Origin of the sequence: Prevotella sp. tf2-5 (genome assembly GCF_900115435.1) — a bacterium.
GTDB lineage: Bacteria > Bacteroidota > Bacteroidia > Bacteroidales > Bacteroidaceae > Prevotella.
Map to the genome: position 1 here is coordinate 320,296 of NZ_FOWK01000003.1, position 26,371 is coordinate 346,666.

General features: G+C 50.4%; 26 protein-coding genes. All 26 read right to left on the reverse strand.

Annotation, left to right across the window (positions count from 1 at the left end):
* Positions 1-16: 16 nt before the first annotated feature.
* The 26 genes from BM257_RS05100 to BM257_RS05225 all read right to left on the reverse strand — a co-directional run bounded on the left by BM257_RS05100 (position 17) and on the right by BM257_RS05225 (position 26,108).
* The gene (locus tag BM257_RS05100; protein WP_092069161.1) at positions 17-886 is read right to left on the reverse strand and encodes a hypothetical protein; all 870 of its coding nucleotides are present in this window, start codon (positions 884-886) and stop codon (positions 17-19) included.
* A gap of 24 nt (positions 887-910) precedes the next feature.
* Positions 911-2,656, reverse strand: a complete 1,746-nt coding sequence (locus tag BM257_RS05105; RefSeq protein WP_092069164.1) for a hypothetical protein — start codon at positions 2,654-2,656, stop codon at positions 911-913.
* Positions 2,656-3,876 (reverse strand): hypothetical protein, encoded by a 1,221-nt coding sequence (locus tag BM257_RS05110; protein ID WP_143096755.1) that lies wholly within the window; start codon positions 3,874-3,876, stop codon positions 2,656-2,658. The genes BM257_RS05105 and BM257_RS05110 overlap by 1 nt, the downstream gene beginning before the upstream one ends.
* Complete coding sequence (locus BM257_RS05115) at positions 3,873-4,151, reverse strand: hypothetical protein (protein ID WP_143096756.1); 279 nt, start codon at positions 4,149-4,151, stop codon at positions 3,873-3,875. Before BM257_RS05115 ends, BM257_RS05110 begins: the two co-directional genes overlap by 4 nt.
* A gap of 10 nt (positions 4,152-4,161) precedes the next feature.
* Entirely contained in the window at positions 4,162-5,358 is a 1,197-nt protein-coding gene (locus BM257_RS05120; RefSeq protein WP_092069174.1) for a hypothetical protein, read from the reverse strand.
* Positions 5,355-8,300, reverse strand: coding sequence for a hypothetical protein (locus BM257_RS05125; RefSeq protein WP_143096757.1), 2,946 nt, complete (start codon positions 8,298-8,300; stop codon positions 5,355-5,357). The genes BM257_RS05120 and BM257_RS05125 overlap by 4 nt, the downstream gene beginning before the upstream one ends.
* 61 nt (positions 8,301-8,361) lie before the next feature.
* The gene (locus BM257_RS05130; RefSeq protein ID WP_143096758.1) at positions 8,362-9,828 is read right to left on the reverse strand and encodes a hypothetical protein; all 1,467 of its coding nucleotides are present in this window, start codon (positions 9,826-9,828) and stop codon (positions 8,362-8,364) included.
* A gap of 100 nt (positions 9,829-9,928) precedes the next feature.
* Positions 9,929-10,051, reverse strand: coding sequence for a hypothetical protein (locus BM257_RS15100; RefSeq protein WP_255405548.1), 123 nt, complete (start codon positions 10,049-10,051; stop codon positions 9,929-9,931).
* Positions 10,052-10,532: 481 nt separating this feature from the next.
* A complete protein-coding gene (locus BM257_RS05135) occupies positions 10,533-14,345 on the reverse strand; it encodes a hypothetical protein (protein WP_092069180.1) in 3,813 nt (1,270 codons plus the stop codon).
* Positions 14,346-14,933: 588 nt separating this feature from the next.
* Positions 14,934-16,217, reverse strand: a complete 1,284-nt coding sequence (locus BM257_RS05145; RefSeq protein WP_143096759.1) for a hypothetical protein — start codon at positions 16,215-16,217, stop codon at positions 14,934-14,936.
* 113 nt (positions 16,218-16,330) lie between these two features.
* The gene (locus BM257_RS05150; RefSeq protein WP_092069183.1) at positions 16,331-16,723 is read right to left on the reverse strand and encodes a hypothetical protein; all 393 of its coding nucleotides are present in this window, start codon (positions 16,721-16,723) and stop codon (positions 16,331-16,333) included.
* Between the two features lie 91 nt (positions 16,724-16,814).
* The gene (locus BM257_RS05155; protein WP_092069184.1) at positions 16,815-17,012 is read right to left on the reverse strand and encodes a hypothetical protein; all 198 of its coding nucleotides are present in this window, start codon (positions 17,010-17,012) and stop codon (positions 16,815-16,817) included.
* Positions 17,009-17,359: a hypothetical protein gene (locus BM257_RS05160; RefSeq protein WP_092069186.1), complete on the reverse strand. Its 351-nt coding sequence runs from the start codon at positions 17,357-17,359 to the stop codon at positions 17,009-17,011. Before BM257_RS05160 ends, BM257_RS05155 begins: the two co-directional genes overlap by 4 nt.
* The gene (locus BM257_RS05165) at positions 17,356-17,580 is read right to left on the reverse strand and encodes a hypothetical protein (protein ID WP_092069188.1); all 225 of its coding nucleotides are present in this window, start codon (positions 17,578-17,580) and stop codon (positions 17,356-17,358) included. Before BM257_RS05165 ends, BM257_RS05160 begins: the two co-directional genes overlap by 4 nt.
* 936 nt (positions 17,581-18,516) lie before the next feature.
* Positions 18,517-19,104, reverse strand: coding sequence for a hypothetical protein (locus BM257_RS05170; protein WP_143096760.1), 588 nt, complete (start codon positions 19,102-19,104; stop codon positions 18,517-18,519).
* 4 nt (positions 19,105-19,108) lie between these two features.
* Positions 19,109-19,285: a hypothetical protein gene (locus BM257_RS14740; RefSeq protein WP_177216018.1), complete on the reverse strand. Its 177-nt coding sequence runs from the start codon at positions 19,283-19,285 to the stop codon at positions 19,109-19,111.
* A 251-nt stretch (positions 19,286-19,536) separates the two neighbouring features.
* Positions 19,537-19,950 carry a type II toxin-antitoxin system HicB family antitoxin gene (locus BM257_RS05180; protein ID WP_092069196.1) on the reverse strand — a complete coding sequence of 138 codons (414 nt, stop codon included), beginning with the start codon at positions 19,948-19,950 and terminating at the stop codon, positions 19,537-19,539.
* A 49-nt stretch (positions 19,951-19,999) separates the two neighbouring features.
* Positions 20,000-20,197 (reverse strand): type II toxin-antitoxin system HicA family toxin, encoded by a 198-nt coding sequence (locus BM257_RS05185; RefSeq protein WP_092069199.1) that lies wholly within the window; start codon positions 20,195-20,197, stop codon positions 20,000-20,002.
* Positions 20,198-20,405: 208 nt separating this feature from the next.
* Positions 20,406-20,882: a hypothetical protein gene (locus BM257_RS05190; protein ID WP_143096761.1), complete on the reverse strand. Its 477-nt coding sequence runs from the start codon at positions 20,880-20,882 to the stop codon at positions 20,406-20,408.
* Positions 20,879-21,415, reverse strand: coding sequence for a glycoside hydrolase family 108 protein (locus BM257_RS05195; protein WP_092069205.1), 537 nt, complete (start codon positions 21,413-21,415; stop codon positions 20,879-20,881). Before BM257_RS05195 ends, BM257_RS05190 begins: the two co-directional genes overlap by 4 nt.
* A gap of 1 nt (position 21,416) precedes the next feature.
* Entirely contained in the window at positions 21,417-21,872 is a 456-nt protein-coding gene (locus BM257_RS05200) for a bacteriophage holin (RefSeq protein ID WP_369821301.1), read from the reverse strand.
* 14 nt (positions 21,873-21,886) lie between these two features.
* Complete coding sequence (locus BM257_RS05205) at positions 21,887-22,471, reverse strand: hypothetical protein (protein ID WP_255405549.1); 585 nt, start codon at positions 22,469-22,471, stop codon at positions 21,887-21,889.
* A gap of 1 nt (position 22,472) precedes the next feature.
* Positions 22,473-23,453 (reverse strand): hypothetical protein, encoded by a 981-nt coding sequence (locus BM257_RS05210; RefSeq protein ID WP_092069221.1) that lies wholly within the window; start codon positions 23,451-23,453, stop codon positions 22,473-22,475.
* Positions 23,450-24,325, reverse strand: a complete 876-nt coding sequence (locus BM257_RS05215; protein WP_092069223.1) for a hypothetical protein — start codon at positions 24,323-24,325, stop codon at positions 23,450-23,452. The genes BM257_RS05210 and BM257_RS05215 overlap by 4 nt, the downstream gene beginning before the upstream one ends.
* Positions 24,322-25,794, reverse strand: a complete 1,473-nt coding sequence (locus BM257_RS05220) for a hypothetical protein (RefSeq protein WP_092069226.1) — start codon at positions 25,792-25,794, stop codon at positions 24,322-24,324. Before BM257_RS05220 ends, BM257_RS05215 begins: the two co-directional genes overlap by 4 nt.
* Positions 25,791-26,108 carry a hypothetical protein gene (locus BM257_RS05225; RefSeq protein WP_092069229.1) on the reverse strand — a complete coding sequence of 106 codons (318 nt, stop codon included), beginning with the start codon at positions 26,106-26,108 and terminating at the stop codon, positions 25,791-25,793. The genes BM257_RS05220 and BM257_RS05225 overlap by 4 nt, the downstream gene beginning before the upstream one ends.
* Between the last annotated feature and the right edge of the window lie 263 nt (positions 26,109-26,371).

Sequence of the window (26,371 nt, forward strand, 5' to 3'; positions counted from 1 at the left end):
ATGATTAATTAACCTCTTATTTGAAGAGGATGAGCGCAGCGACATGAAGGGCAAGCGAAGCAGCGGTATAGATCGCGCCACCGTGGCCGTACGCACGAGCGGCATCGGAAGCGGAAACCACGTCCCTTAACCACGGGTATTCATTGCCGAATATCTCCGTGTGATTATATACACGGAACACGTCAAGTTGTCTGCACGCCTCGCCTGTATCATATCCGCTCGACGACCATACAATACTTCCATACACTTGTACTTCCGACAATGCGCAAATCTTACAGTCCTGCTCCCAAGTCCAGCCAGAAGAGCACCCTGTCGCTGACCCAAGTCTGTTCGTCCCTGTCGTATTGACTGCATTCGTCAGAATCTTTGCGTGTCCGATTAAGTTGGACGCACCAAGGTCTGTCTCTACAAGCGGTAAGAGAGTATTTTCGAGGTAATAATGCAAGTCACTATTCAGGTATCCTTCACCACGCCCGTCAGCACCCTCATTTGTCTTGCCACTCGCATTCCATGCTTGAGTAGTATGCGGAATAACGATGAGACCTACGTGATTGGCTGTGGCACGGTAATTGTGTGTACCTTTCATGCAGTTGAGCCCAGCGATAACGTAGGTGTGTCCGTTGATAGTCTTTTGGTCGCCTACCTTGAGTCCGTATTTCTCAAGATTTTGGTCTATAACGGCTTGCTTCAAAACGTTAAGGTCGAAGTTCGTAAGTCTCGTCCGTCTGTGGATTGTCTCAGCCATCTTCCCTTTTAAGCCGCCGACTGTCACTTTGGAAGAGGGAAGCCCTGCGTTGTTGTGTAACTGTAGGATGTCCGTGTCGTTTGGCGACGTTGTTGCGGTCAATGAATTGATGACCTGTTGCATTGCTGCTTTTGTTTCCATATTTTTTCCTTTCTTTTATTTGAATTAGAATTTATAGTTGCTTAAAATGTATATAAATGACGTTGCACCAGTTCCTGAGCGTATGAGCCGTAACTGTCTCACATATATAGGGAATACACCCCAGACGAAACGATATGCTCCCGATGTGGGATAAAAACTTGCCCATGGGGTATAGTACGTCGCCTTGACGGCTGCCTGCTGATCCTGAGCAAGCCTGTTCCATGTATCATTGTCAAACAGCAGGATTTGGTAGCCAACATCGAAATAGACACCTCCTGCGAATACACCGTTCTCTATGTCGGCAATGGCAAAGAATGCCTTATTGTCAGCCGCCCCTGCCTTTGCCACTGTTGACGCATACACTCCTGCATAGTAAGTTACGGAACTGCCGGTCTTGGTTTTCCTCGCGCCATACCAATAGAGATTAGTAATATTCGGTTTTTCTTTGAAAATGTTCTTATACAAGTTCTGGTTAGCGTAAATCGTTGAGATGACAGACCCGTCAAGCGTATTGAAAGAACGGAGTTCGCTCGGGAAATACAAGTCTTCTTTAAGGTTGACGGTCTCTTCTATATTCGTAATCTCCGCCAGTCCAGTCGCACCGAGGTCATAGAGCCTCTGACCCGCATTGTTGTGATACTCAAGTATAGCACTGCCGTTATCATCGACACCGAACACCCAGTTGGCGACACCAGCCAGTCCGAACACCTGCATTATACCGCCAGAGATTCGGGTCTTTATTCCGTTGGCGGCTACTGACTCCAAAGCCTTCACCCTCACCTCCTCAGAGATATCGACATCTCCGTTGGCACTGACACGTATCTTGCCTCCAGCCATATACTCCTCGCCGCTGACGGCATTGATGACCTTGGTTGGTCGGAACTTATAGGCTCCCTCGTCAATGTCAGTGTCCGCCATCGGGTCAGTCTCATCGAAATAAGTATAGGCTACAGCACCACCATACAAGGTGCCAACATTGTCCGCATCTATAACCGTAGTGGTTACGCTGCCGTTGGTCTTGTGGTACAGGTTTCCGTACTTGGAAATCCAGTAATCACCGTTGATAATAAAGCCTCCAACATTTGCGAAAAGTGTGAACACGGCTTGCGTCATAAGCCACTTGAAGTCTGATGTCATTATCTCCCACTCCGAACTGCTGGAGTATGCTTGTGCAGTTGACGGGTAAGTCTTGCCAGTTGACGTGTTCGCACCGACGTAGATATAACATACAGGATGGTCTTCCGTCCCTGTCTCCACGTCAACGTATGGCGTGCTGTGGTCGTTTGCGACAATCACCGTTCCTTTGACTTCTGACAGTTTTCCTGCGTAATATGGCATACGCTTGTTAGTGTCTCCTTTGTCTCCCTTGTCGCCAGACTTGTACACAGGTATCTCAAACTCGTAAAGGTAGCCCTCATGAGCCTGTGAGGGATATGCGTAGATACACACAGCAACTGCGTTGACAGAAGTGCCGACGGAGAGATTGCTGATAGTACCACTGGACTGCTTGCTGTTGTATGCCCTGTTATACTCAGATGTCACACGGGTATAGGTGCTGCCGCTCTTCTTGAAGACACAAGAGTAGCAGGAGAGGGCGGCACGGTCTGCGCTGCCCTCCTTGGAGTAGAAACGGACAGTTGTCGTGAGAGTCGCGCCTGTCGCATTGGACGCAATGGTGACACTACCGACAGATGCCTCTATCTGATAGGTCACACCGTCCTCGACAAGCGAGATGTTGACACATCCTGATATGGTTCTCTTCTCTGGCATTACATACTCTCCGTAAGTTCAACATCTGACGCTATTACGGAGCCGCTCATCTTGCGACCAAGCGTCTTGACATGCTCCGCCGTGATGCGGCACATACCATGCCCCGACGTGATGGACGGGAATATGGTTGAGGGCGACAGCATCTTGCGGTAGCCTTTGAAACTTCCGCTTGCTATAGGGGTTCCAAGATTTGCATTGGCAACCTCTCCCATATACACCTCCTTCTGTGCAGTCAGCAGTTGTATGTAATAATGTGCGAACATGGTGTTCACATCTGTCACGTCAGTCGATGTTGCCACCCATATATCGTAGTCGACGTACTGACCTGCGTGAATACTGTTGTCGTTGCCCTCACCAGTCTCCGTGGTCTGTGATGACGGTATGCCTGTGCCTCCGACTGTAGAACTGATATACATCATCTCAGGGTCGGATATATCGTTGACCTCTATGAAGGAGGACATGATGTATGCGCCCTTCGCTCCGGCTGTCTTCTTATAGCATTTGCACTCGATGATGGCGTAATCGAGGATGTCACTGTCCCCGACGGTGAGTTGATAGTATGTTGATCCGCCTATCGTTTGGGTTGTCACCTTAGACGAAGCCGCTTGCACACCGTTGATGTAAAACTCGGCTATATAGTCACTTGCCTGAACCGTTGCGACATCACTCACTCCAGCCTGCTTGAGAACATTGTAGAGATAGAGCGTATCACCGTCATTCTCTATTGCGAAGCGTCCGTCAACAGAGTCGATGTATGCGTCATAACCACCATTCTGAGCGAATGACGACAACCTGATGTTGATTGTGGCGTAGACCGGGAGCACGGCTGTGTCTACAACAACACTGCCGCTGAGAGCAACGACGCTCTCGTTCACACTGTCACTCTTGGCAAGGTTGCCTATAATCTTCAGAGCAGGCATGCTATTGTGGGTTATCTTCTGGAACACCCCCGAAATACCAGCGTTCGTGCTGATGTTATTGGAATTGAATGTAATCTCTGTTCCGTTGTACGACCACTTGACATTGCTTACAGCATCTAAAGGTGTCACTCCGTTCCTTATGTCCGCGTATATTATCGGATTGTTGTTGCCAGACCAGTCAGGACTCGCCGCATTGCCTGTCCACGACTGATTCAAAGTCATTGTACTCCTTAACAGTGAGTGTATCTGCGAGCCGTCATCTATAAGACTGATGGCTATTCTTCCTCCTATGCCGCTCATTGTCCGTCCTCCTTGTCATTAGTTGTCTCGTTATTACCCTGTGCGGAGACAATGGTATAGCCTCCCTCTGCTATCATGTTCTTCGCATCCTCTTTGCTGATTACCTCTACACCATGTAGTCCGCTGATGTACTCGTCGGATGTCAAGGCGATACGTCCCAAGTCATTGTTGTCAAGGATGTACCTGCCATCCTTCGTCCTGTAACGCTGGTCTTCAAGACCAGCCCTGCGTGCCACTTCCTCCGTGACAACGTAGAATCTCAAATCCATTGCCATTTTTTTATATCTATTTACGTTCATAAACTGTCTCACCGTTCTGCGTTACAACAGCACCGTTCTGCGTCAATGCCTCGTATGCGCCCTTTAGGTACACATCGGCAAAGACCTGAGAGCCGATTTTGTTGTAATCAAGCATGTCCGATGACGGAATCCTGATCTCGCTGCCCCAGCCGCAGTCCGTCTTCACCGAGGAGTTAGCCTTGCGCCGCTTCCAGTTGAACAGGAAGTGCGCCCTTTTCGTGTCATCATCAAGAATGGATATCTTATTGCCACGCTTCATATTGAGGATGGTGTCAAAGAATATCTGTCTATTAACGCTGTCAACGGTAGTGCCGTTCAACGGTCTTGTGATGGCATCGACGTTGGGTATCTCCCAGGACACCCCACTTACTGCCTGTGACGGGAAGAACACCGTCGATGTTGAGGATTGTTTGCCACGGCATACGACCGTGATATACTCCGAGTACATCACGTCTACCGTCAGTGTCTGTGTGTTCTGTCCGCTGACGTAGCAAGGGTGGCTCTCGGCAAGAACCTCAGTTCCGTTCTCGCGGATATACCACACGAAATATGTGCCGCTACTGACATCAGTCAGGTTCTTGACGGCACGACACTGGAACGTCATCAGTCCCTTCAGCATTTTTGCCGTTCCGTCATATACGCTGTCATCGATGACGTTGAACCTCCTCATAGGAGGACAGTCCAACAGTATGTCTGGATATAGTACGCTCGTGTCCGTGTTGGTGGCAAGTGTAACATCATCCGGAGTAACGCTATACAGTTGTCCCGGCAGGCGAGGGTCTTCGTACCACAGAGTGCATCTGATATCGACAGGTGACTGCGAGGGGGCGTTCTTACGGACAAGCAATGAGAAGTCGCTTCTCATAACATAGTCGGCAGTGCTTGCGTTTTCGGAACTCTCCGTGACCTCGATGGTGTGCCATGTGTCATTGCTCCCCTGTCTGTAAGCCCATTCTGTAGGCTGTACTATTAGGGGGGTATAGGCCTGTCTGCTCTCGGGGTCATACACGGATATACGGGGGAACAGCAGTAACGGCGTTATCTGTCTGTCTGGTTTGAAAGTCCCGTCGATGTTATAGTACCACTGCTGATATGTGGCGTTACCCTCGATGCGGAACGATTCGGTCAGTGGTGACAGAGTTGTGTTAATGACCGCCGGATTCGTTATCTTTACTCTTTTCATACTGTTATATAATTTTCTATTGTGATTGTATCTAAGCCGTCAAGTATCGTTGCGCAACATGTGAATATCGCTTTCCGCTTGAGTGACCATCCGATAGGCATGTCATTATTTGAGAGACTCAAGGTCTTCATCTGAACGTGCTGCGTATTCCATACCAAGTCCTGCTCGTCCTGTTCGTACTCGCCAGTATCCGTGTTGAGTGTGCTGCGATTCCAGCACCAGAACTCCGTTGCTATATCGTCCGAGATCTCAACGTTGCCGTAGAACAGGTGTGGGGTTATCACTGTATTGACCACGCCTCTGCGGAAAGAGTAGCCGTTGGATGACGAGAACTCTATGGTTTTGCGTCCGTCACCGTCTATCAACTGCCAATAGGGGGAGTTCCATTTCGGCTCATAGTAAGTGGTGCTGCCACCAGACTTGACGGGCTGGTGCATCAGGCACTTCCATGTGCCGTTGCGATGCCGTACGGCATGCGTCTCGTAACGCTGGTTCTGCTCATTGAACTCGCCTGACAGGTAGATGCCATTACCGACGGACGGCTCCTGTATCTGCGCACCGTCCACCCAGTCACCCACGTTGACGACGGTAGGTATCGGTACTCCCTGTATGTCGGTCTGTATGAAGTCCCCGACAACGACCCCCTGCGCATATAGGTAGTCACGACCCTCGATGACTCTCTTCGCCACCTCGGGGTTGTTGTTCCTCACGAACTCAGGAAGCGTGCCGAATGTCGCCCCTATATTGCCGTCCTCCAGTATGGGCTTGCTGACACCGACCAGTTTTGTGATGCGTCCGTCATTGGACGATAGCACAAACAACTGCTGCCTGCGCTTAATATCCGACTTGACGGCTTCATAGGAGGGATCGTCCACATACTCGTCGGAATAGTCCACACATCCCCATCTCGCTATAGTCATCATAGCGCACGGTGGAAAGTTCCTTGACATGGGCACGTCATCATCACCCCAGAGCACCACACGTATCTGGTTCACTCCAAGTAATGATGGTGTCGTGTTGTGTGTCGCTGTGACGGTCATGAATGACGTGTAGTAGAGATTCCGACCGCTGTCCCGCTCCTGCCCCTCGGTGTCCTCCGAGTAGTCGCTGACACCAGCCTCCTTGGCGGCGAGGGTGTTAATCTTGCCACGCAGGATATTGCCGTACATCTGAGCGGTAAAGTACCCTTCCCACTTCTCTTTCAGGGTTAGCACGTATGAGGTGCTGCCGTCCGTCTCGTCAACATGCTCCTCAACGTCCAGTATCTGGTCGTTGTCGGAGAAAATGGTGTCACCCTCCTGCGCCTGCTGACGGTTGATGCGCAACTCGTCCACCTCCAGCGTGTCACGGACATGGAGCGTACCGACCTCGGCATTGCCGTTAGCGTCAATATTCCACCCACGCAGTCCTGACATGTAATTCGACGACTGGAGCGACTTGGCGATTATCTCACGAAGCTTAGCGTCACCGTTCTCGTCAATGCCGTAGATGCCGTCATTGCCTATGAGTATTCCTTTCAGAAATGATGATAACTCAGACGCAGAGAGCCCCCCTAAGAAATACGACAGTTCAGACGCAGAGAGCCCCTTCAGGAATGTGATGACCCCCGCAGCGGTATCATCCCTGTCTTTCCGGAGAAGTTTGTCCCAGGAGAGGTCCTCCAAGAAATCGAAGTTGGAATGGGTATGTCCGATTCCTCCACCGCCAGGGTACGATCCTATTATATACCGGATAAAGAACTGAGCTATCGCGCCAAGGGTGGTTGCTGCCCAGGAACTTCCGTAAGGATCCTGGACGGGGAACAGCGCCCCGCTACTTAGCTGAATCCTAGGGAACTCAGCCAAGCGCGGGGCGACCGTAAAAGAACCAACCTCAGGTATATCGATATCAAGAACCTCAAGCGGTGCGTCTGCCCTGGGAATGTTCAGGTAGGGCTTGGCATCTGCGTACTTATACGTGAAATTATACTGGGACGGAAGCTCCGATGCCTTGTAATTGACATCGCTGTCCGTAACGACGATCCGTCGCAGATAGTCTCCTGCGTACACGTATTTTACCAGGCTTGGGAAGAAATCCAGCAGCCACAGACGCTCCTTCCGGTCAAGGCGACCCGTGTTCTTCTTGTATTTCCTTGTGGTGTCCACGCGGAACTCCTCTGCGACATCCTCGATCTCCGCAATGTTATGGGAATGGTCAGCGGTCATCTCCGTACTGCCGTAAGCCCTGAAGGTGTCGACGCCGCCCAGCGAGTTCTCGAACAGGATCCACTGCTCGTCCTCGGACCTCATGTCCTGGGCATAATAGCGTTGAACGTATGTCAGGCGATCTCCGTTACCGTTTTCCACCCACACGTCATAGTACGACGGGAGTCCGGCGACCTTGCCTGCAATGACGGCGTATTGTACGGGAATGGTCCAAGCCTGCCCTGCGGGTATGCTTGCCAGGGTTACTGTCGTGTCGCTCCCTCCGATACGAGCCTTGCACTTGACCATGGACGCAACTGTCGCATAGTAAGTCAGGAACTCAGGCGTATAATAGGTCACGGGTTTGAGGTTCGGCTGCCAGGTCAGGAAGTTCTGCTGCAGGAAGAGCTCTGCCGTGTCGGCAAGACGGTCGACACCGCCACGGAGTGCCGTGAAGGTGACTGTCTGTGTCTGATTGCTGGAGACTCCCTTCAGTGTTATCACGAAGGTTTTGACGATATCCGTCTGACGATATGGTGATGACTCGTTCTGCAGGGAGAAAGAGAGCTCCGGTGACACGATGTCAAAGAGGTCGACCTCCATTATGTGATCACTGTTCGGGGAAAAGACTCTCTTGACGATATCAGTACTTGCCCCCTGAATCCTGATGGAAAAGGAAACGTCCTCCGTGGTCTCGACCACGAGGTGACGCATATTGCCGACTAGGCTCAGGCTGTCCGGGAAAGATCTTACATTCATAGACGTTTGTTTGGTACAAAATTACATAATCAGCCCGACACGGGAAAGGACATCCGTGATATCAGTTATGGACGCACACAAGCCAGACCCTCCTGCGCTTGTATTTGTATCTGTAACCGGAGAAAGGAACGACATCGTATCCCTGGTAAATATAAGCCGACTGCTCAGCATAGTAGGATCCGACCAGTTCCGCACAGGGAAGGGGAGGGTAGACTGTTGTGTGGAACTCTCCGTCACCATGGTAAGGGGACTCGTCCTCAACAAGCCAGCTGACCCATGTGACATCTGTCGTTTCGGAACGTGTCTCCCAATGATACTCTGCCGTCATCATAGGCAACTTGACCTCAATGGAAGCCGCCTCGGAAAGAGGTGTCCCGGGCGACACCGTCAGCATGGTGGTCTCCAGCGGATCGTCCTTTCCTCCGAGCGTGAATTTCAGTTTGTCCAAGAAGAACTCCTCGCTTCTGAGGCAGACCTTGCGCGAAACAGGAATATTCATCTTCTCATGGGCAGACAGGAGCAGTTTGACCTTAACCTCGTTAAGTGCGTTTCGACGCAAAAGATCCATCTGGCGGTAGAACTTCTCGAAGACACCGTCCGGTCCCCAATAGAACAGGCTGTAATCCCATATCTTAGACAGTCCCCTGGTGTTCAGGTTCGAGCCGTAGGCTGGTACGCCAAGCCCCTGGCTGTACAGGTTGTACGCGGATACGCTACCCGCCGTGCCGGCGATGTGACTATTGTCCGTAAAGGAGAACGCGAGGATGCACGGATTCCCGGAAGCCTTGGTGTCTTCATCATAGTCTTCGTCATCCGACTCGACATTGGAGGTCTTCAGCTTGCTGTGGCGGGTGACGTAATCTCCGACATACAGATAATAGCCCAGGGTCCTTGTCTGTGTTTCCCCGTTATACTCATGCACATGCCGTAATATCCGGTACTCAGGCTGAAGGTCAGGGACACTGACCTCCTCAACCTGCTCCTCGTCTCCGATATCGTAATCCATGGAGCTCTCGGCTATTTTCGTCTCAACCTGCTGGAGTCCCTTCCACCCTCTCTTATAGAAAGCGCCGTCGACGTAGCAGAACACTGCCGTCTCGTGGCGGGACTGCAGTTCCTTGACAGAGTCATAGCTGTCGGAAGCCTCCTGGTCTACCTTGTGCTCAGAGCTGAGCTTGACACGGCGGAAATCCTTCTGGGACTTGAAGGAGAACGTCGGCTCGGCGGTCATGTTACCCGTAAGGTCGGTTGACGGAGGCTGTGACAGCATATCACCAAGGAACGCCACGCTGACGGTCATGTCGCGTTCGTCCGCAATAAACTCGCAGCAGAACTTCCTGCGGAACACGGCAAGGAAATCCTTGCAAGTCACGTCTGGTACCAGATCCGCCTTCAGGATGTAACCGTTCACGATTGTGTCGATGCACTTGTTGACGACAGCCATTTTGGAGAACGGCTCGGTACGGGTGAAGAAATTCTCCTCGAGCGAGTATCCGAAATGGGCAAACACATCACGCAGGACCCTCACCGCCCGGACGAATGGGGATATATAGTATCCGGGCTTCAGGTTGACGGCTATCCCGTCCACATACTCCACCGTATCCTCCTCGGTGTCAAACCGCGGTGTCTCACTGCCGTACGCATTCCATAGCGGTGCCACTTTCTTGACGGAGATAGCCTCGGTGCTTCCTATGGGCGAGTCCCATACGGGGAACCCGCATCCGTAGTTGTTCAGGATCTTGAAGTTCCATCCCGTGTCCATATTGGAGTCGTCGGTCACAAGGACCGGGAAGATGGTGTAGTCCGGGTTGGTGTTGTCAACCAGCGTCTTGCACCAGGCGATACAGCTTGCCACCGTGGATCCTGCGGCTGCTATGCGCTCGTCACCGTAGATGTCCCGGAGCTTGATGTTGCCGATGCGTGAGTACAGGCTTCCGTCACTCATGTAGAAAGAGGTGCTGATACTGCCGCGGCGGGTGGCGGACAGCACCGCCTGACGGCACTGGGCGTAATACTCCCCGTCCTGGATGACGGCGCTCCTCATGATAGCCTTGCGCCTGACTCCGAACGCCTCCGGATGACCGAGGATGCGGCAGTTATGTGGGGACGCCGGAATGTCTATGGGGACAGTCTGCTCCCCGTAGTCGTTGAAGAACGGGTTGGTACGCTCTACTGAAAGCTTCGTGCCTGGTATGACCTGCAGGTTCTCTCCTGTCTCTATGTCTGTGATCTTCATTTGCTTCCGATATTACGTGACTGCTCCAGCAGTTTGTTCTGGTTGTCTATCTCGTCGAGTCCCACATGGGCGGGGATGCCGTTACGCTCCATGCGCTCCATCAGGGCAATGAACCGCTCCATCAGCTCAGGATCCATCCCAAATCCTGTCGGTGGGACTCTCAGTGAGGCGGAGGATACGCTGCCTCCTTCCGCAAAGCCCCTGTGTTGGATCAGGAACTTATTGAGGTCAAGGGTACGGATAGTGCCGGCACGTTGGGAACGATCAAGGACATCCAGCACCGGGCGTACTGTCGGATTCTCCACGGCGGCGTTGCTGGCAATCCATTCCTTGGACTGTCCGACAGGACCTTCTCCGACAATGACGGTAGGACGATCAACGTAGCCGCGCCGGCGAGGGTCGTACTTTGCGTGGAAGCGCTTGCCGTCCTGCTCACGCTCCACATCCAGGAACCCGCCCTCCTCCTTACCTGTGGCGACACGCTCTGCTGATGCGGAGGAAGAGGAACTCCCTCCGTTCAGGGTCATGCGCTTCACCTTCTGACGCTCGGCGTTGGCTGCCATCAGCTGTGCGATGCCGGTCACACCCATCAGCGCCGCCGCAATGCTTCCCGCTATCGGTCCAAGGTCTGCGTAAGCCTTCATGATGGACGTGGCGGTGTCGGCGATGATCTGAGAAGCCTTGATGGCGAAGTTGATATCAGCATATTTCTTCTGGATCTCCAGCTGCTCCCTGGCTTTCTTCTCCTCCAGCTTGGTGGTGTCCTTGCCTGCCTTGCGTGCAGCCTCTATCTCCGCGTCGTATTTCGCGTCGACGTTGGCGAGCTCCGCGTCCTGAAGGGCACTGACCGCATTACTGAAGAGTCCGTGGTAATAGTCAAACGACTCCTTCCACTTCTGCATCTTCATATTCTTCTTCGCCTCTTCGTACTCCTCCTCGGAGAGCATTCCCTGCTCATGTGCCAGCCTAAGCTGCTCCAGCTCCATGTCATAGAGCTCCTGCTGCTTGACGAGTCCGTACTCCTGGCGGATCTGCAGAAGGCGTTCCTGATGCTCCCGCTCCAGGTTCTCCTTCGCCCTGTTCTTCTCCTCGGGAGAGAGATCGGTATTGGCATCAATCCCTGCCATGCCGTACTGAAGCTCCTCCTGGACGGTGGTCAGTCCTGCGGAGGAGCGGGCACGGAATTTACGCTCCTCGTCCTTCTTTCTCCAGTCCTCCTCCAGTTTCTCCCTTGCGGCGAAATAGGCGTTGTCTACGGCTAACGTATTCTCCTTGTTCTCCTCAGCGTACTGAAGGGAGGCTTTGTAGTATGCGTCAAGAACCGCGAGCTGTGCGTCACGGTCTGCTTTCTCACGGTCTGCTTCAGACATGGAAGCGGACCGCAGATGGTTCATCTGTTGCTGGTATTGCTCGTACAGCCTCAATTGTGCCTGATTCGAGTCAGAGGCGGCTTTTTCGACATTGCGCTGCTGATCAGACAGAATCTCCTTTTTCTTCTCGGTGTCTTTCAGGGAGAGGTTCTGTGACTCTGTCCGGTATTTCTCCTCTATCTTCAGCACGCTTTCCTTATATGCCGCCTCGGAAGCCAGTACCCATGAGTCGTACTCCTCACGGGTCATTTTCTTCTCTGCCAACATCTTCTTATGGACAACGAGCTGCTCCTCATAGACGGCTTTCTCTGCGTCGAGCTCAGCCTGACGTGCCCGTTTGAATTCTTTGAGGGAAGTGTTGTCTTCTTTATTAGTGTTGCCACTGTTTTTATTGGAAGTACCCCCAAACGGATCAACACTTGCTCCAGTATGTAGTGTCTTGGCATTGGCAAGACGCTTCTTTTCTAAATCTTCAAGGCGTTTTTGTTGTGCTCGAGACTGAGAGTTCAGATCGTTATATTGTGCCTGCGCTTTATCTGCGTCCGACTGCTCCACCTCAGTCTTTCCGGTCATGTAATGATGGGTTGCCCTCCTGTTTGAGTACTTCTTTTTGTTACCGTTTTTATCGAACCTTATGTCATATTTTTGTTGCTCCAGCTCGGCGATCTGATTGGCAATCTGGCGTGTCTGAGCCTCTATGACCATCTGGTCGCAATAGAGCTTCGAGTTCTTGATGAGCGCATTGTACCATTCACTGACAGTCTTATAATAACCGATAGACTCTCCGTACCTGGAATTCATCTGTTTGACAAGTTCTATTTCTTGCTTTTTTGTGCCGGTAAAGTTTTTCAGAGTGGCAATATCCTTCTTTAACTGCCCGTCAGCCTCTGTCCTAACGGATTTCAACCTCTTTTCCTCTTCAGCCAATTCGGATGTTTTTTCCTTTGCGTCTTCTGCGGAATCAGAAAACAGACCGAAATATGTTATGGCAGCTATCAGCCCTGTAATTACCAGTCCGATCACGTTTGCCTTGCAAGCGGCATTGAATAGACGCATGGCAGCGGCAGCTCTGGTATTAGCAGCTGTCGCCAAATTTGTGGCGGCGGTATGGCTTAAGATAGCGGCTTTCGACTTAAGGTATCCGGCGGTAAGGAGTAGTAATAATCCTTTTAGCGTTGTGATGACGTTCTTATACAGAGCGCTGACAGCAGCTGCACCTTTGGTTACGACGATATTCTCCTTGACTGCCGTACTGTTCGCTGCTGTTGCCAGAGTCAGACCAATGACGGCAACAGTCAGCGCAGCGACTACGTCACGATGTTGAATCATCCATTTTATCAAATCGATAGTCCCGATTTGCATCTCACCATATACATCGTCAAATTTTTCTTTGAGAGGAAGCAGCTCGTCTCCCAGTTCTTTCTGGGCGTTCTGTAGCCTGACGGTTCGTTGTGCCATACGGTCTGCGGCACTGACATACGTCTCTCCTGCTGATGCCAATTCCTCGTCGACGATGGAAGCAACAGCCTTCATGAACGAACCCATCTGTTTCGTGCGCTCGTTGACCTCTGATGCAGATATTCCGAGATTATCCAGGATCATTACGGATTTACGACCGAGACCAGTGACTATACTATTAGTCATATATTCAACGGACTGTCCTGTCTGTTGTGCTTTCAGCTGGGCGAATTGGAGGTACTTGCCCATGTCTTCCAGAGGAATACGGAAATCTTTTGCCTGAAGCAATGATTTCATCAGTTCCACATCATTGATAGTCCCCTTGGTTGCTTTGCGCAGATTGTCAAGAAGATCCTGACGATCAAGTTTCTCGAAGGCGTGAGTTACACCGTCTGCAGACCGAGCCATCTCAACGCTTTCGTCTACCATTTCCTTAACACTACCAATCAAATTCTTTACAGTGTTTACTGCAGACTCTGCTGTTTTAACAAGAAATGTACCAGTAAGAAAACCTATTGTGTTGTCAGACGTAAAGATTTCCTTCAGGCTTTTTGCGTTTTGTTTTAAATCAGAAATACGCCCTTCGACTTTTTGAAGCTGTTTCTCCAGCTTGGCATATTCTTCTGGGTGCAAAGACTGAACTGTCTCATTGAGCTGCCTTCTCAACTGAGACGCTTCTTTCTTCAACTGGTTCATGGATTTGCAATTGACATTGATACGGCTTGTATGTTCTGCAATTGCCTTCGAATTGTCGTTGATTTTCTTTCTGGTTTTTGTGTATTCTGTTTGAAGGCTTTTATAATAGGCAGATTCTTTCTGACCTGCAGCCTCCAACTTGAGCATCTGATCTAGTCGTGCCTTGTTCTCTTCACGTAAGTTTTTAGACTCTTTCTCAAGTTCGTGAATAGCCTGTTGTGCCTTGGCACTTTCTGCGTCGATAATGAGCTTTACTTCGTCTTCGGAAAATTTTTTGCCTGCCATAAAAATAGGTACCTTTGATTACAGCACAAAGATACCTATTATAAATATATTGTAAAAGGACAATACTTACCTTCCTAATGCAATCTTCCTAAATAGTAAATAGCAAAGAATACCACCCACAAAAGTAAAACTCAGACAAAGACAGTAATAGAAAACGTATGTTGCGGTGCACCTGTCTCCTTCTTTTATAACCAAAGGCTGTAAAAGAATCGCGAGGAATATGTTCATTAACCCTAAGAATACCATACTCTTTCGTTTTAGCTCCTTTTTCTACTGCAAATATAGGAAATTGGTTTGAAACCGCAAAGGGAAAATCCCTATTTTTGGTGCATAACTCCCTATTCTTTACGTTTTTAGCGTTTTGGGGATAAAACTGAATAAAATTGATAAGTGGGGATGACAAAAAAAAGACCGCCCTAGTGGTTGGGGCGGTCTTGATTATTTGAACATAACGCTAAATTGTTTGTTAATCTCCTCTGTGACTTCTCGAGAAAGTTCACTTGCAATCTCTTCGATATCACTTTTCGACAATAGCCCATTGTCTTCCTCGTAATTAGACAGGTTGTTGTAAACGTAACTTTCCATAATTCACTGTTTGAAATAATTTTGAAAGAAGTGGTGATTGTATTCGGGATTGAAATAATGTTTTCTATTAATCCAAACGAAGCCGTCTCCCTTGGAGATAACTGCAACATCGACAGGACCTCCGACAGTTTCTTCGTGAGGGGACATCCTCCTGACAAGGGAAGTCAGCGAAATAAAACTCTCTGCCATATTCGCCATATCCTCCTTACCCAATCCGGAAACTGTACTTATGAGATTTTTTGTATATTTCTCAAACATCTGATCACTAATACTTTTGTCTATGCTTCTAATGAACGCCTCGTTGTCAAATTTGTTAAGTTCTTTTATCAGCCCACTATAATAAGGGTTCGATGCAGCCAGTTTCTTGACATTTCCCGTGTATGTCAAAACAGACGACCTGACTACCTGATTGATTATGTCAACAAAACCAGGATACATACCACCCATAATGGTTTTAATTACATCGTCTTGTGCGTACGGCGCAATACACGATCCACTGAAGGTCGTCACATGAAACGTTCGATCGTTCTCTATAAAATATTTTAACCTACCATCTACAAAAAGAGAAACTTTTAAAGACATAATGCTAGGAAACATCTCTTGCTCTCCATACCCTGTAAAGACCAACCCTGTGTAAGCAGTAAACGCAAGCTCTGAAACCATGTAATTGTAAAAAACCTCCTCGAAGTAGGATTTTTCCGCTTCTGGAATAACCATAGGAATGGGAAGAGTCTCATTGTAAAGTCTGTCAAAGACATCTTTTGAATATGTGAGAAAATCTTTTAAAGAGTAATCTTGTAAAGTTTCACACATTTTTTTCGATGAAGCGCTCTTAATTATTTCCTCAAGTTCTGTTTTTATATATGAAAACACATTCGGATCCGTTAATTTGAATGGACGCTTTTGAGCAAAAGCCTTTCCGACAGCCCTGTCTACACATAGTTTGTAAAAGAAATAAGCCTGCAAATACAAACTTTCTTTTTGCACATCTTCTGACGTAAGGTAATTTTGTTTAGTCAGATAATCCACAAAGTCGTGCAAGTATTCTTCTAAAGTGGACTTAGGTTCGTCTCCGAGTTGTTTACGGTATTGCTTGATGATAATTTCCCACGGAGTCCCCATAAACTCAGCAGCATTATAGGTCATAATAGCAACAGGATGATACTTTGATAGTGTAAATATCTTATTGCCGCTATTAACAACTTTATGAGTGTCACCCATAGTCACAGCACTATCTGCAGCGATAGCCACTGCATGTTTGTTAAGAACACCAACGATAGCTGTCATAGTAGGTTTGTTGTTTTTAGTATAATGCGTATTTCTTTCCACCTGCAAAGATAAGAAAAAATATTTAATATAACTGCATAACGTAACAAATATTTTCGTGACGTAACGAAAATTCACGGATTCAGAGCCGACTGCAGCTGGTCGCGAAGCTGCTGGCGCACCTCGTCGGTGAAGCCGTAGCGGAGTTCCGGGAACACCTCGCGGAAAAGGATGCCCCACACCACCTTATTATATATATTAGCCTTCTTCGGACGCGGACTCAGATCCTGACGGCGGTACTGCATGTCGAGGAAGCGGAGGTGGGCATAGAGGTGGATGAACACGGAGTAGCGACCGTCGCTGATCTGCCGGTCGAAGCTGTGGCTGGAGAGGAACGTCTCCAGCCTTCCGGTGCGGCTGTTGAACCTGGAGCTGAATATCCTCTGCTGCTCGGAGAAGATCTTGTTGATTCCCTCCGTCATCGTCTCGTGGACGAACTTCTTCCTGATGAGCGACTCTGTTACCATGGTGCGAAGGTAGCGATATCGGTCTGAAGAAAAAAGGACACCCCGTCGTCATGACGCGGCGCCCTTCTCCCAGCCACCCTTGTATTTACGGCTACTGCCTGCAGATATCCTTCACCAGACGGCGCATATCGTTAACGGTACGGATGAGCGCCATCAGCTCGGCGTCGCCCGCGTCACCGACCACCGACTGGTTGATCAGGAACGAGGTCAGCTCGTCGAGAGCCTCAATATAGTCCTCCGGGGCATCCTTCACGCTTTGAAGCATTCCCTCACAGATATCAGCGCTCATTCCTCACCTCCTCTCCTTATTAAACGAAGTACCTCAAAGCGTTTCTCCCCATAGGTGTATACCGACTTGACGGTGTGCAGGTAGAGGCGGGCGATGTCCGTCTCGTCCCTGCCGCTCTGCAGGAAGATATACCCTTTGCCGCCGTCATTGATCGGGCGGTAGCTCAGTCTCGCACTGTGCCCTTCCGGCTTGTCTTTCTCTATACGGTTCCGGAGATGGTCGACAAACTCCGTCAAGTCCGACTCTTCAAGGAAAGCGTGCCCGTCGGCAGCCCTCATCATGGAGACGGTCTTTTCATAGAACTTGGGGCGACTGTTTCTATCGAAGAAATCACAACAGAAAATCATACGGCACCTCCCATCTGACTGACAACGACACCGATGACGAACACGAAGGCGAGGTAAAGGTGAGCCTTCACCACGTCGAGACGAGAGACCTCCTCGCCTGCGATGGCGGAGAAGGATGCACTGCTGGCACTGAGCCAATCTTTCAAGTTCTTTACAGTTCTCTCAACATTGGAAAGAACTGAGGGCTGAACCACCTGCCCGATCTGAATTACGTTGTTCATAATGCTATTACGTTTAGCTTACAGGGAACCGCCCTGCGCGGTATTTTTTTCAACGGGTGGGACGCTTTGTCCCAGGGGGTGGGACACTTTGTCCCAATGGGTGGGACACTTCGTCCCAGGGTGTGGGACACTTCGTCCCGGTATCTGGAAACGGGAAGGGGCAGTGGTGGACAAGAGACGCATCCAGTACTCATCGTCGTGCTCGCTCGCATTCGCTATAGTCTCTTTTTGCCCCCCCCGATTCATGTCTGAGGGAAAGGGGGAGAGTCCAGGGACCTTGGCGGTCGGTCGACCGCTGGCTCTCCCTCCTCACGGACGGGAGCATCTCCCCCATGGGACAGAGAATCGGCAGCCGATCCCCTGTCGCTAAACGTAATAGACTTCGCCGCAAGGACGTTATTCTATCTGGGTGGCTGCCGAATATTGGCAGATGACGAGCCGACTGTCTCCGGCTCTGGATAATCAAAATGGCATAAATAATGCCCGATGTTATTTCGGGCGTCATCATCGCCCTTGTCGACTCATCGTCGTATTACGTTTAGCGATGGCAAAGATAGGAAGAAAATCGGAAACGAGCAAGAAATTTCGGAAAAATTTTACGCTAACCAGCAAATTTTTCTTTGTTTTTGAAAACTTCGTGATATTTATTTGTGAAAAACGCGCTTCTGAGCAGACGAAATCCTTAAGTCTGAGTAAAATCTTCAGAGATAAATAATAAGATTAAAATAAAAAAATATGACAAGGAAAAAGTTATTTAGGGTTATCGTTAGGACCATAGAGATAGCCCACTTTATCTGGACGGTGTTAGAGTTAGTCCTATGACTCTCACCAGATACTACGCCGATATCGGGTAGTATAGTGATTTGAATTGAGCGTAGCAGGCTTTCCTGCTTACTTGAAAGCGGTCCTGACATCTGGTGTCGGAACCGCTTTATATTATTTGCGATTTACGTTATTCTGCGGTTTAACGTCTTCGATGGCAATAGAGTCAGGGTGCATCGGTGGTGTTGTCACCTGCTCTGAGTTGGTCAGGTTGTCTTTATCATTATAAGTGACACTAATATTGCCAAGCGAGAATTTTCCAACGACATTGGCAAATAACCATACAATCAAAGACAGTGCTATAGCGCCAGCAACACTCTGGAAGACTCCATTCCAGAATTTTTTCCAACCAGACTCTTTTTTAGGAAGTAATGGCAATACAGAATGGTCCATATGCTGGGTTAGCCTGTCTGTAACCTCGTCAATCACCTGCCCAGACATGTCATCAAAAGAGCCTCCAATAAACCTCTGCAGAATAGTCTCAGCCATACCCCGATAATGGTCAAGGCTTGTTTGGTTGTCACGTCCGGAAGCAAACTCCTGAACAATCTCATCAGGAAGCACTTCAACTTTCATAGCCTCCTTCTGTTCTTTAATATAACGAACCTTCTCCGCCTTATACAACGAATAGGCGATATGTCCTACCATATCGCCCTCGCTTTGTACCAACTTGCTGTATATACTGCAATATTTCTTTGACATATCTCTATTTCTTAGGAACCATGGAACCGACCACGCTGCGACGTGCCTGGTCGTAAATCTCGTTCACCCTGTCAATCGACATTCTATATTGGTGAGAACCAAGCAAATGTACAGGAACAACAATCTTTCCATCCTTTGAATTTTGAACATGAATGGAACCCGCCTTCACGTGATTAATCATATTGCTATTCACGCGAGTTATCGTTTTAATATCTACCTTACACATTGATTGTGAGAATTGGCTTGTTATTATTTCCGGATGCAAAGATATAAATTATTTTTAATATATTTGCGCCTCGTAAAGAATATTTTCGTTTTGCAACTAATTTTATTTAGTATTTACATTTCTTCCAGACTTTGACTGATACAAAAAGCCCCGACACTCACGTACCGGGACTGGCTGCTGAAAGCCGGTGTTGTCAAACAATAAACTCACATAACAGCCAATAGTTGCTTCCCGATTTTATGGATGCCCTCCACGATGCGGCGGCGCTGCTCAGGGCGTGGTGTTTTCATGCGTGTGGCATAGTGGCTCAACTGGTGCTGGTTGATGCCGGAGGCACGGCTGATGGCTGCCAGCGAGACAAAAGGCTCATAGGCACGGAGTACTGTCGCCACGTCCTGAAGGTGGTACTCAAACTCATATTCTCCGTCGATGAGCCACTGGGGAACGTCGTCGCCGTCCTCCACCATTCCCTCGACATGGAAGCGCAGTGTCTCCGGTACCTCCTGCAGCAGCTTCTCATAGGTGTCTGCTGTAAGTACCACTGCACCAGGCACGTTGTCACTCAGGGAAGCCCCGAAATTCTTGTCGACCCATGCGACGTTAACGATAATTTTCTCCATTATTATAATGTTTTAAGATCAATACTTTCTTCTCGTAAAGGCTGGGCGGTCATTTCCACCCTGCCTGTTTCCAGATGCTGTTAAGAAGGAACTGGTTCAAGACCTCGCTGTTCTTTCCCCTGACGGTCACCTTCCCCGGTTTGGTTGGATGCTTGAACTGCTTGTGGTCTGTTGCTTTGGTCTTCATCATCACCCATCCGTCGGCTTCCAGCATCTTGATGACCTCAATTACCTTGTATCTTCTCATCGTTGTTGTGTTTTATTGTTTGACGATGCAAAGGTAACAAAAATAATACTATTTACCAAACATTTCGCAAAGAAAAGTATTAATATTAATATCATTTAACGAAAAAACCAGCCGATGCATCACTGCGCCGGCTGATCCGAATAATAACTAAAAAACCTAAAACTCTGTTTACAAAATTACTACTAACCAAATACTATGAAAAACACAACTAAACTTTCTTTGCTTTCCATGTCGCTACTACTGCGATGATGATCAGAATCACCATGAAGAAGACTCCGCTCAGGAAGTACTGCAGTTTGTCTCTGAGGGTGGGACCTTTGAAGACAACCTTTTCATGCTTCTTCAATACCGCCAGTGCGGCGTCACGTTCCTGAATCGCTTCTTTGAGCATTAACTTGAGTTCCATCACACTGTCGGACTGCCAGTGGTAGGTGTCACGCTGATGCCAGGACTCTCGCGATTTCTCGTTACCATTGGAGTCGAGTCTGATCACCAAGGAATCCCGGATGCTCACACTGTCCCGGACCGATGTCTTGATACGGAGGGAGTCAGTAACACGGACGCTGTCTTTGATACGGATGGAGTCACGGATGCTGACGGACTGCTCCTCCATGGAGCGGGTGGTCTTGCAGCCGCATAACGCCATGAGGGCGAAAAGGGGGATAACGAATAAAATTCTTCTCATAACATAATGGTCTTACCTCCGTTACACACTAAGCATTCATACCGGATGCCGCTCAGCCGGTTGAGCCATCCGTTCAGGAACTTCCTCTGCTCCTTCACTCCGATTCTCCTGAAGAAAGCCTCACGCTCAACCCACAGGTCATGGAACAACTGCCTCTGGTCTGGATGATCATTGACTGCCGCAAGGGTCTTCGGACCCACGATGCCGTCAATCTTCACCTGCAGCACCTTCTGCGGAAGTTTCACACCATAGGATCCTGAAGTCCACATCCAGTCGACCAGCAGGTTGGCAATCGGCTGGCTCTGGATCTGGTCTGCTTTCCATCGGTTCCAGAAATACTTTCTGAAGATAAACTCCCATTGATCATCCGTCATTCTCTTGAGGTCGGCAACAGTCCGACCGCTGCCAAAGACACTGCGGAAGGTCGCAAGGGTTACGCCCTTGTTAGTGGCACCTCCCCTGTCGTCCGGGATATTGGCGAATCCTCCCTCCCAACTCAGGATGAACGGAGTCAAAATCTCTGCCTTTGCCATATCACTCCTCCTTTCTTATATACTCACCCTTGTCGTTGAAGTCCTTGAACCTCCTGATGATTGACTTGGGGAAGATGGGTACGATGGCGTTGGCGTTCTCCATGACGGAGATAGCCTCCCGCACCATCATGTAGGTACACAGGTAGGTTCCCATCCACTGCGTGGTACCCACCACGCTGCCTCCGACAGTGTAGTTGGTCAGTACGTTGGCGAGGATCATCAGCAGGATATACACCAGGATCTTCTTTGAGAACTTGACGAAGAACCCCTCACTGGAGGCGTCCTTATGCACCAGGTGCTTGACGATTCCGAGGATGGTATCGATGACAACAGCGACGGCAATCCACTTGGCGAACTCCCAGTCCTGGTACACATACTTCAGAATGTCCGCTATGATTGACAGCGGGAATGCGATGACGAGCGACATCACGGGTAATCTGTACATTTTCTTTTTCATATGGCAAAAATAGTTTATTTCCATGGAGACATAAAGGACCTGGAGAGAGCTGCCGTGCCAAGGGCGTCCGGAGCCGATGCGTCGAGCAGCAGCGTCCAGCCGTAACTGTTGAGCTCGGAGGCGACGAACGGGACAATCTCCGTCTTACGGAACTCCCCCCTTGCCAGCCACTCCAACTGTCCTGAGTCACAGTCAGCGATGATGTGCGCCTGAACCTTGGTAAGCATTCCGATAGTGCGGTCACTGGCGATCATGCGCTCTATCATGTCGGCGTTGGAGCGGATGCGCATGGCGACGGTGACGGCAAGCCGCTGTACCACCTCCATGGATCCTTTGGTATTCTGTGTGGTGATCTCCCCGTAATCAGCATAGATCCAGCTGCCGACAAGCTTGTCAAGCCTTCCCTTCAGATCGTCAATAGACTGCCCGTAGACATAGTGCTCGATCTCCGGAACCAGAGAATCTTCAGGGAGGGCGTCGAGCGCGTCCATCAGCTGCTGGTACTCCGGCATCTCGGAACCGCCCATGGTAGCCATCGACTTCACTCCATCCTTGGACGGGAATTTGGCGAAATACAGAAAAAGGTCTTGTATGATCATACTATATTATCTTTGTGACTATCTCAATGGGAAGCCCCACCTCGGAGGCTATCTTGTCAATCTCCATCTTCATGCCGTGCATCTGGCGGACGCTGTCGATGGTCTTCTTGCGGAGAATCCGCAGGTATGTCAGCACGTTCAGCTGCTCCACTTCCGACACATTGCCGAGTCCGTCCTTTGAGAGATCGTACAGTGCGTCTGTCATGTCGGTGGTGATGGAGTGAGCCTTTCCCGGCTCGAACTTGGTGAGCAGCGAGAAGCTGGTCTTCAGGAACAGGAAGTTGTTGACCGCCTCGAAATTCATCGCGATGGCGTGAAGCGTCTCTTTCGGGAGCCTCTCAAACTCCTTTGCCGCCGAATGGGCACTGCCGGAGTCGTATGGAAGCGGCTGGTAGAGGATGGACGCCAGCAGCGGAAGGGAATCCTCCTTTCCCAGCAGCTCACGTGCCTCGATGTACTGGAGAGCCGTGAGGCTGGTGGTCAGCGACCCCATCTGAAGATCGGCATGGTACCCCTCGTAAGTCTTCTCAACATCAAGGACGACGGGTATCCTCACCACCGGCAGCATCTGTCTGAAGAAACACAGGTCAATCTGGTACCTGTAGTCGAGTGTCCGCAAATAGGAAGCCTGAGGAATGTCCAGGTGATCCGGCTCCACCCGCACAGCCTGCCGGTACTCGTCGTCCGTAAGCCCGTCAAGCGCGGCGTTGTTGTCGGGATATACAATCTTGAAGAGGAAGGTCAGCTGCTCCGACAGTACGATCAGGTTGGCTATCTGGTCCTCGTCACGGAACTTATACTTGTTCCAGCCCATCAGGTCGCATAGCAGCTGGATCCGGAGCTCACCAACGGAGGTCTCTCCCCGTTGCAGCTTGAGCAGTTCCCTGACAAGTGACAGCCAGATGTCCGGAGTCAGTGCGTTCCAACTGTTTGGGATCGCATACTCCTTGTCCTTTGATACTATCTGAATCTCCTCCCTCATGGCATCATTATGATATTGTCCTCGGGACGGTTGTACGCGCTCATGCTGCTTATGTCGATATTGGAGTCCGCGCTGATCAGCACGTCGATGTCACTGATGAGCGACTCCACCTCCCCGTCGAGCAGGTTGGCAAGACTCACGGCACCCTCACGCTCATCCTTCCGCTGACCGCTTACCCTCGACTCGTCGAAGAGATTACGTATCGTGGCAGGACACTCCAGGATATCAAAGCGTCGCAGGGCTATCGCCACCACCTTCTTAGCCAGAGCCAGGCGCAGCATGGAGTCCAGACGCTCCTTCTCGTCCAGACCAGCCACCTTGGAGAAATAGGCTCCGAGCCTGGAGTCCATCACCTCTTTCTGAATGGGAAGCGTCCGGAAGAAAAAGAGACAGGAATTGTCGATATTGTAGATCGAGTCGAACTCGCCGGCGCTCTTGATGGGACAGCCGCCAAGCAGCGTGGCATACCTGGAGCCTTCCCACGCTTCCTTGACAGCGGCGGCATCGGAGTCCAGCATGGTGGATATCAGGGTGTCCATGGCGTTGTAGTAGTTCTCCATATAGGAGCGGCGCATGCCGTCCAGCTCGTACTTGTACACGTCCGTCCCGTTCTTGCGGCGGTTGATGCTGTCGAAGGTCATCTGCACCTGCAGCGTCATGTTAGCCATCGCCATGCGAAGGGCGTCTAGCAGATCCTCGTCAGCCGAAGCCACGACAGCGTCGTAGACGGCGGCGGTGATGACGGCAGCCACACGTTTCCTGGCGGAGCGCGCTGAAGCCTCCAGGTCGGACAGGGAGCTGACACCGTCGACACCCGGTGCGTACCTGGTCAGCTCGTTCAGGTTCTTGAAAAGTTCGGATATATAGCTCATGACTGCTGGTTGTTAAGGCGTTCCTTTGGTGACACGTCCTCCTGCCGCTGCGGCACCTCACGGTAGAAACCGATACGGTACCCCTTCCTGTAGAGGTCCGGGAAGTTGACACGCATCGCCATGTTGAGGGGCTGGGTGCAGATTTCTTCCTCAGGAGTGAGCGACATGATATAGATAAGATAGTTATAATAGGAGTCAGACCCTGACTTGGAGATGACGCCCTCCTTGTCGACGGCGCTGATTGCCGCGTCGAGACCCACACTGGAGAGCAGAGCCTGCTCGGTGCGCTTGTCGTAGGAGATGAGCGCGTCGATATACTCTTTGTATTTAAGGTCGACCGGCTCTATCTTCCACTGCTGCTCATGACCTTGCGCGTCCATGAAGGAGATGGTGGAGTAAGCCTTTCCCTGGTTACCCTCACCGCTGAGGTACTCACCGACCTTGCGGAGCTCCATGCGGAGGTATTGTATCAGGACACTCTCGGAGTACTCGGTACCGATCTCCAGTCCGTTGTACTTGATAAGATCCTTATTGGCTGCCTTGCGCTTCTGGTTCTCCTGACACAGCCTCGTGATCTGCTCACGCTTGCTGGAGATCCATGCGTTCGGGACGATGATATGCACCTTCGCCGCCAGGGAGTTCTTCAGGAAGGAGTTGATGTAATGGGCGGTCTTGTTGGACCCCTGGATATACGGGCGTGCGCCCTGGTGGGTCTCGTTGACACCGTAGAACTCGTCCACCGACTTCTCACGGTGATGGCTGACGGCTGCGTACATATAACCGTCCACCTCGCTCATATTGAACTTCGGGTATATCTTATAGCCTCCGGTACCGAAGAACCACCTGCCGACGGCGACATGGTGGAAGTCCTGATAGGAGATCAGCTCATAGGCGACATCCTGCCGTGTGGTGGCGAGGAGACAGTGCTTGTTCTCCAGGTTCTCAAGACCGGCGACGGGAAGCCCCATGCCGACACGCTTGCCGCGTGAGAACCGCCACTTGCAGAAGAAGTCCCCGAAATAATAGAAGTTCTTGATGTTGGTCTTGGAGAACTCCTCCGCGGATACCAGCCCAAGATCCTCCCACGAGTCGAGCCATTCCCTGACCTGCGGGAGCTCCACATACTCACGCCGGATCTTGCCTCCGTCGAGAACCTGACGGTAGAAGGCATGCCCGTGTCCGTAGAGCATCTTGATCTCCTTGGAGTACAGCCGTGGCAGGAGGCGGTTGTGCTTGATCTCCGCCGTCACCTCGTCAATGAGATTGTTGTTCATGCCGCGCATGCACACCTGGTACCCGTTGATTCCCAGCCACTGGTGTTCGTGGTACGCCGTGAGGCGGTCACTGGGAAGCATGGGCGACGGGGCACGGTCGAAGAGTTGCGCTCCCTCCCCGATCTGGAACGAGAAGCTGTTGCCGTCGAGGATGTAGTTGCCTACGCTGCCGTATAGTTCAATACTGTCGTTCATAGCCAGTTTATCTTATGAAGAATATAGTTGTCTTGAGAGAAAGCCATATAGCGGATCAGTATCCTGTAGCACATGCGGGGCTCTCCGTTCCCGTCGGTAAAGAGCAGCAGGTTGTCCGGATTGATGGATATCCGCTCCTCCGGCATCTGTCTGCGCCACTTGCAGTGCTCCTTGACCACCAGCTCTGCCGATGCCATTCCCCTCTTCCTGGAGTACGGGAAGAACACCACGGTAAAGTCTCCTTCAGGCAGTTTGGAGAGCTCGCGAGCCCACTGCATGGCACTCACACCGTCCAGCTCAGATCCGACTTTCATGCTGCGAATTTATAAAATGTACGCGCGAGGGCAAAGGACGCACGACCTCCGTCATATTTCCGGAGAGCTAATGAGGCTTGCACATCAAACCGATTTCCCAGCGGCGCGTGGACGTTTCCGTCATTCGCTAAACCTGATTTTCATTTTTCAAAAGTCCTTTTGGCTGACAGACAGGTACTTACGTTTTCGACCGATGTAAAAAGGGGCGTTTTTTATATGTTTTCGCGAACTTTTTATCTCGAAAATAAGGTGCTTTTCGACGA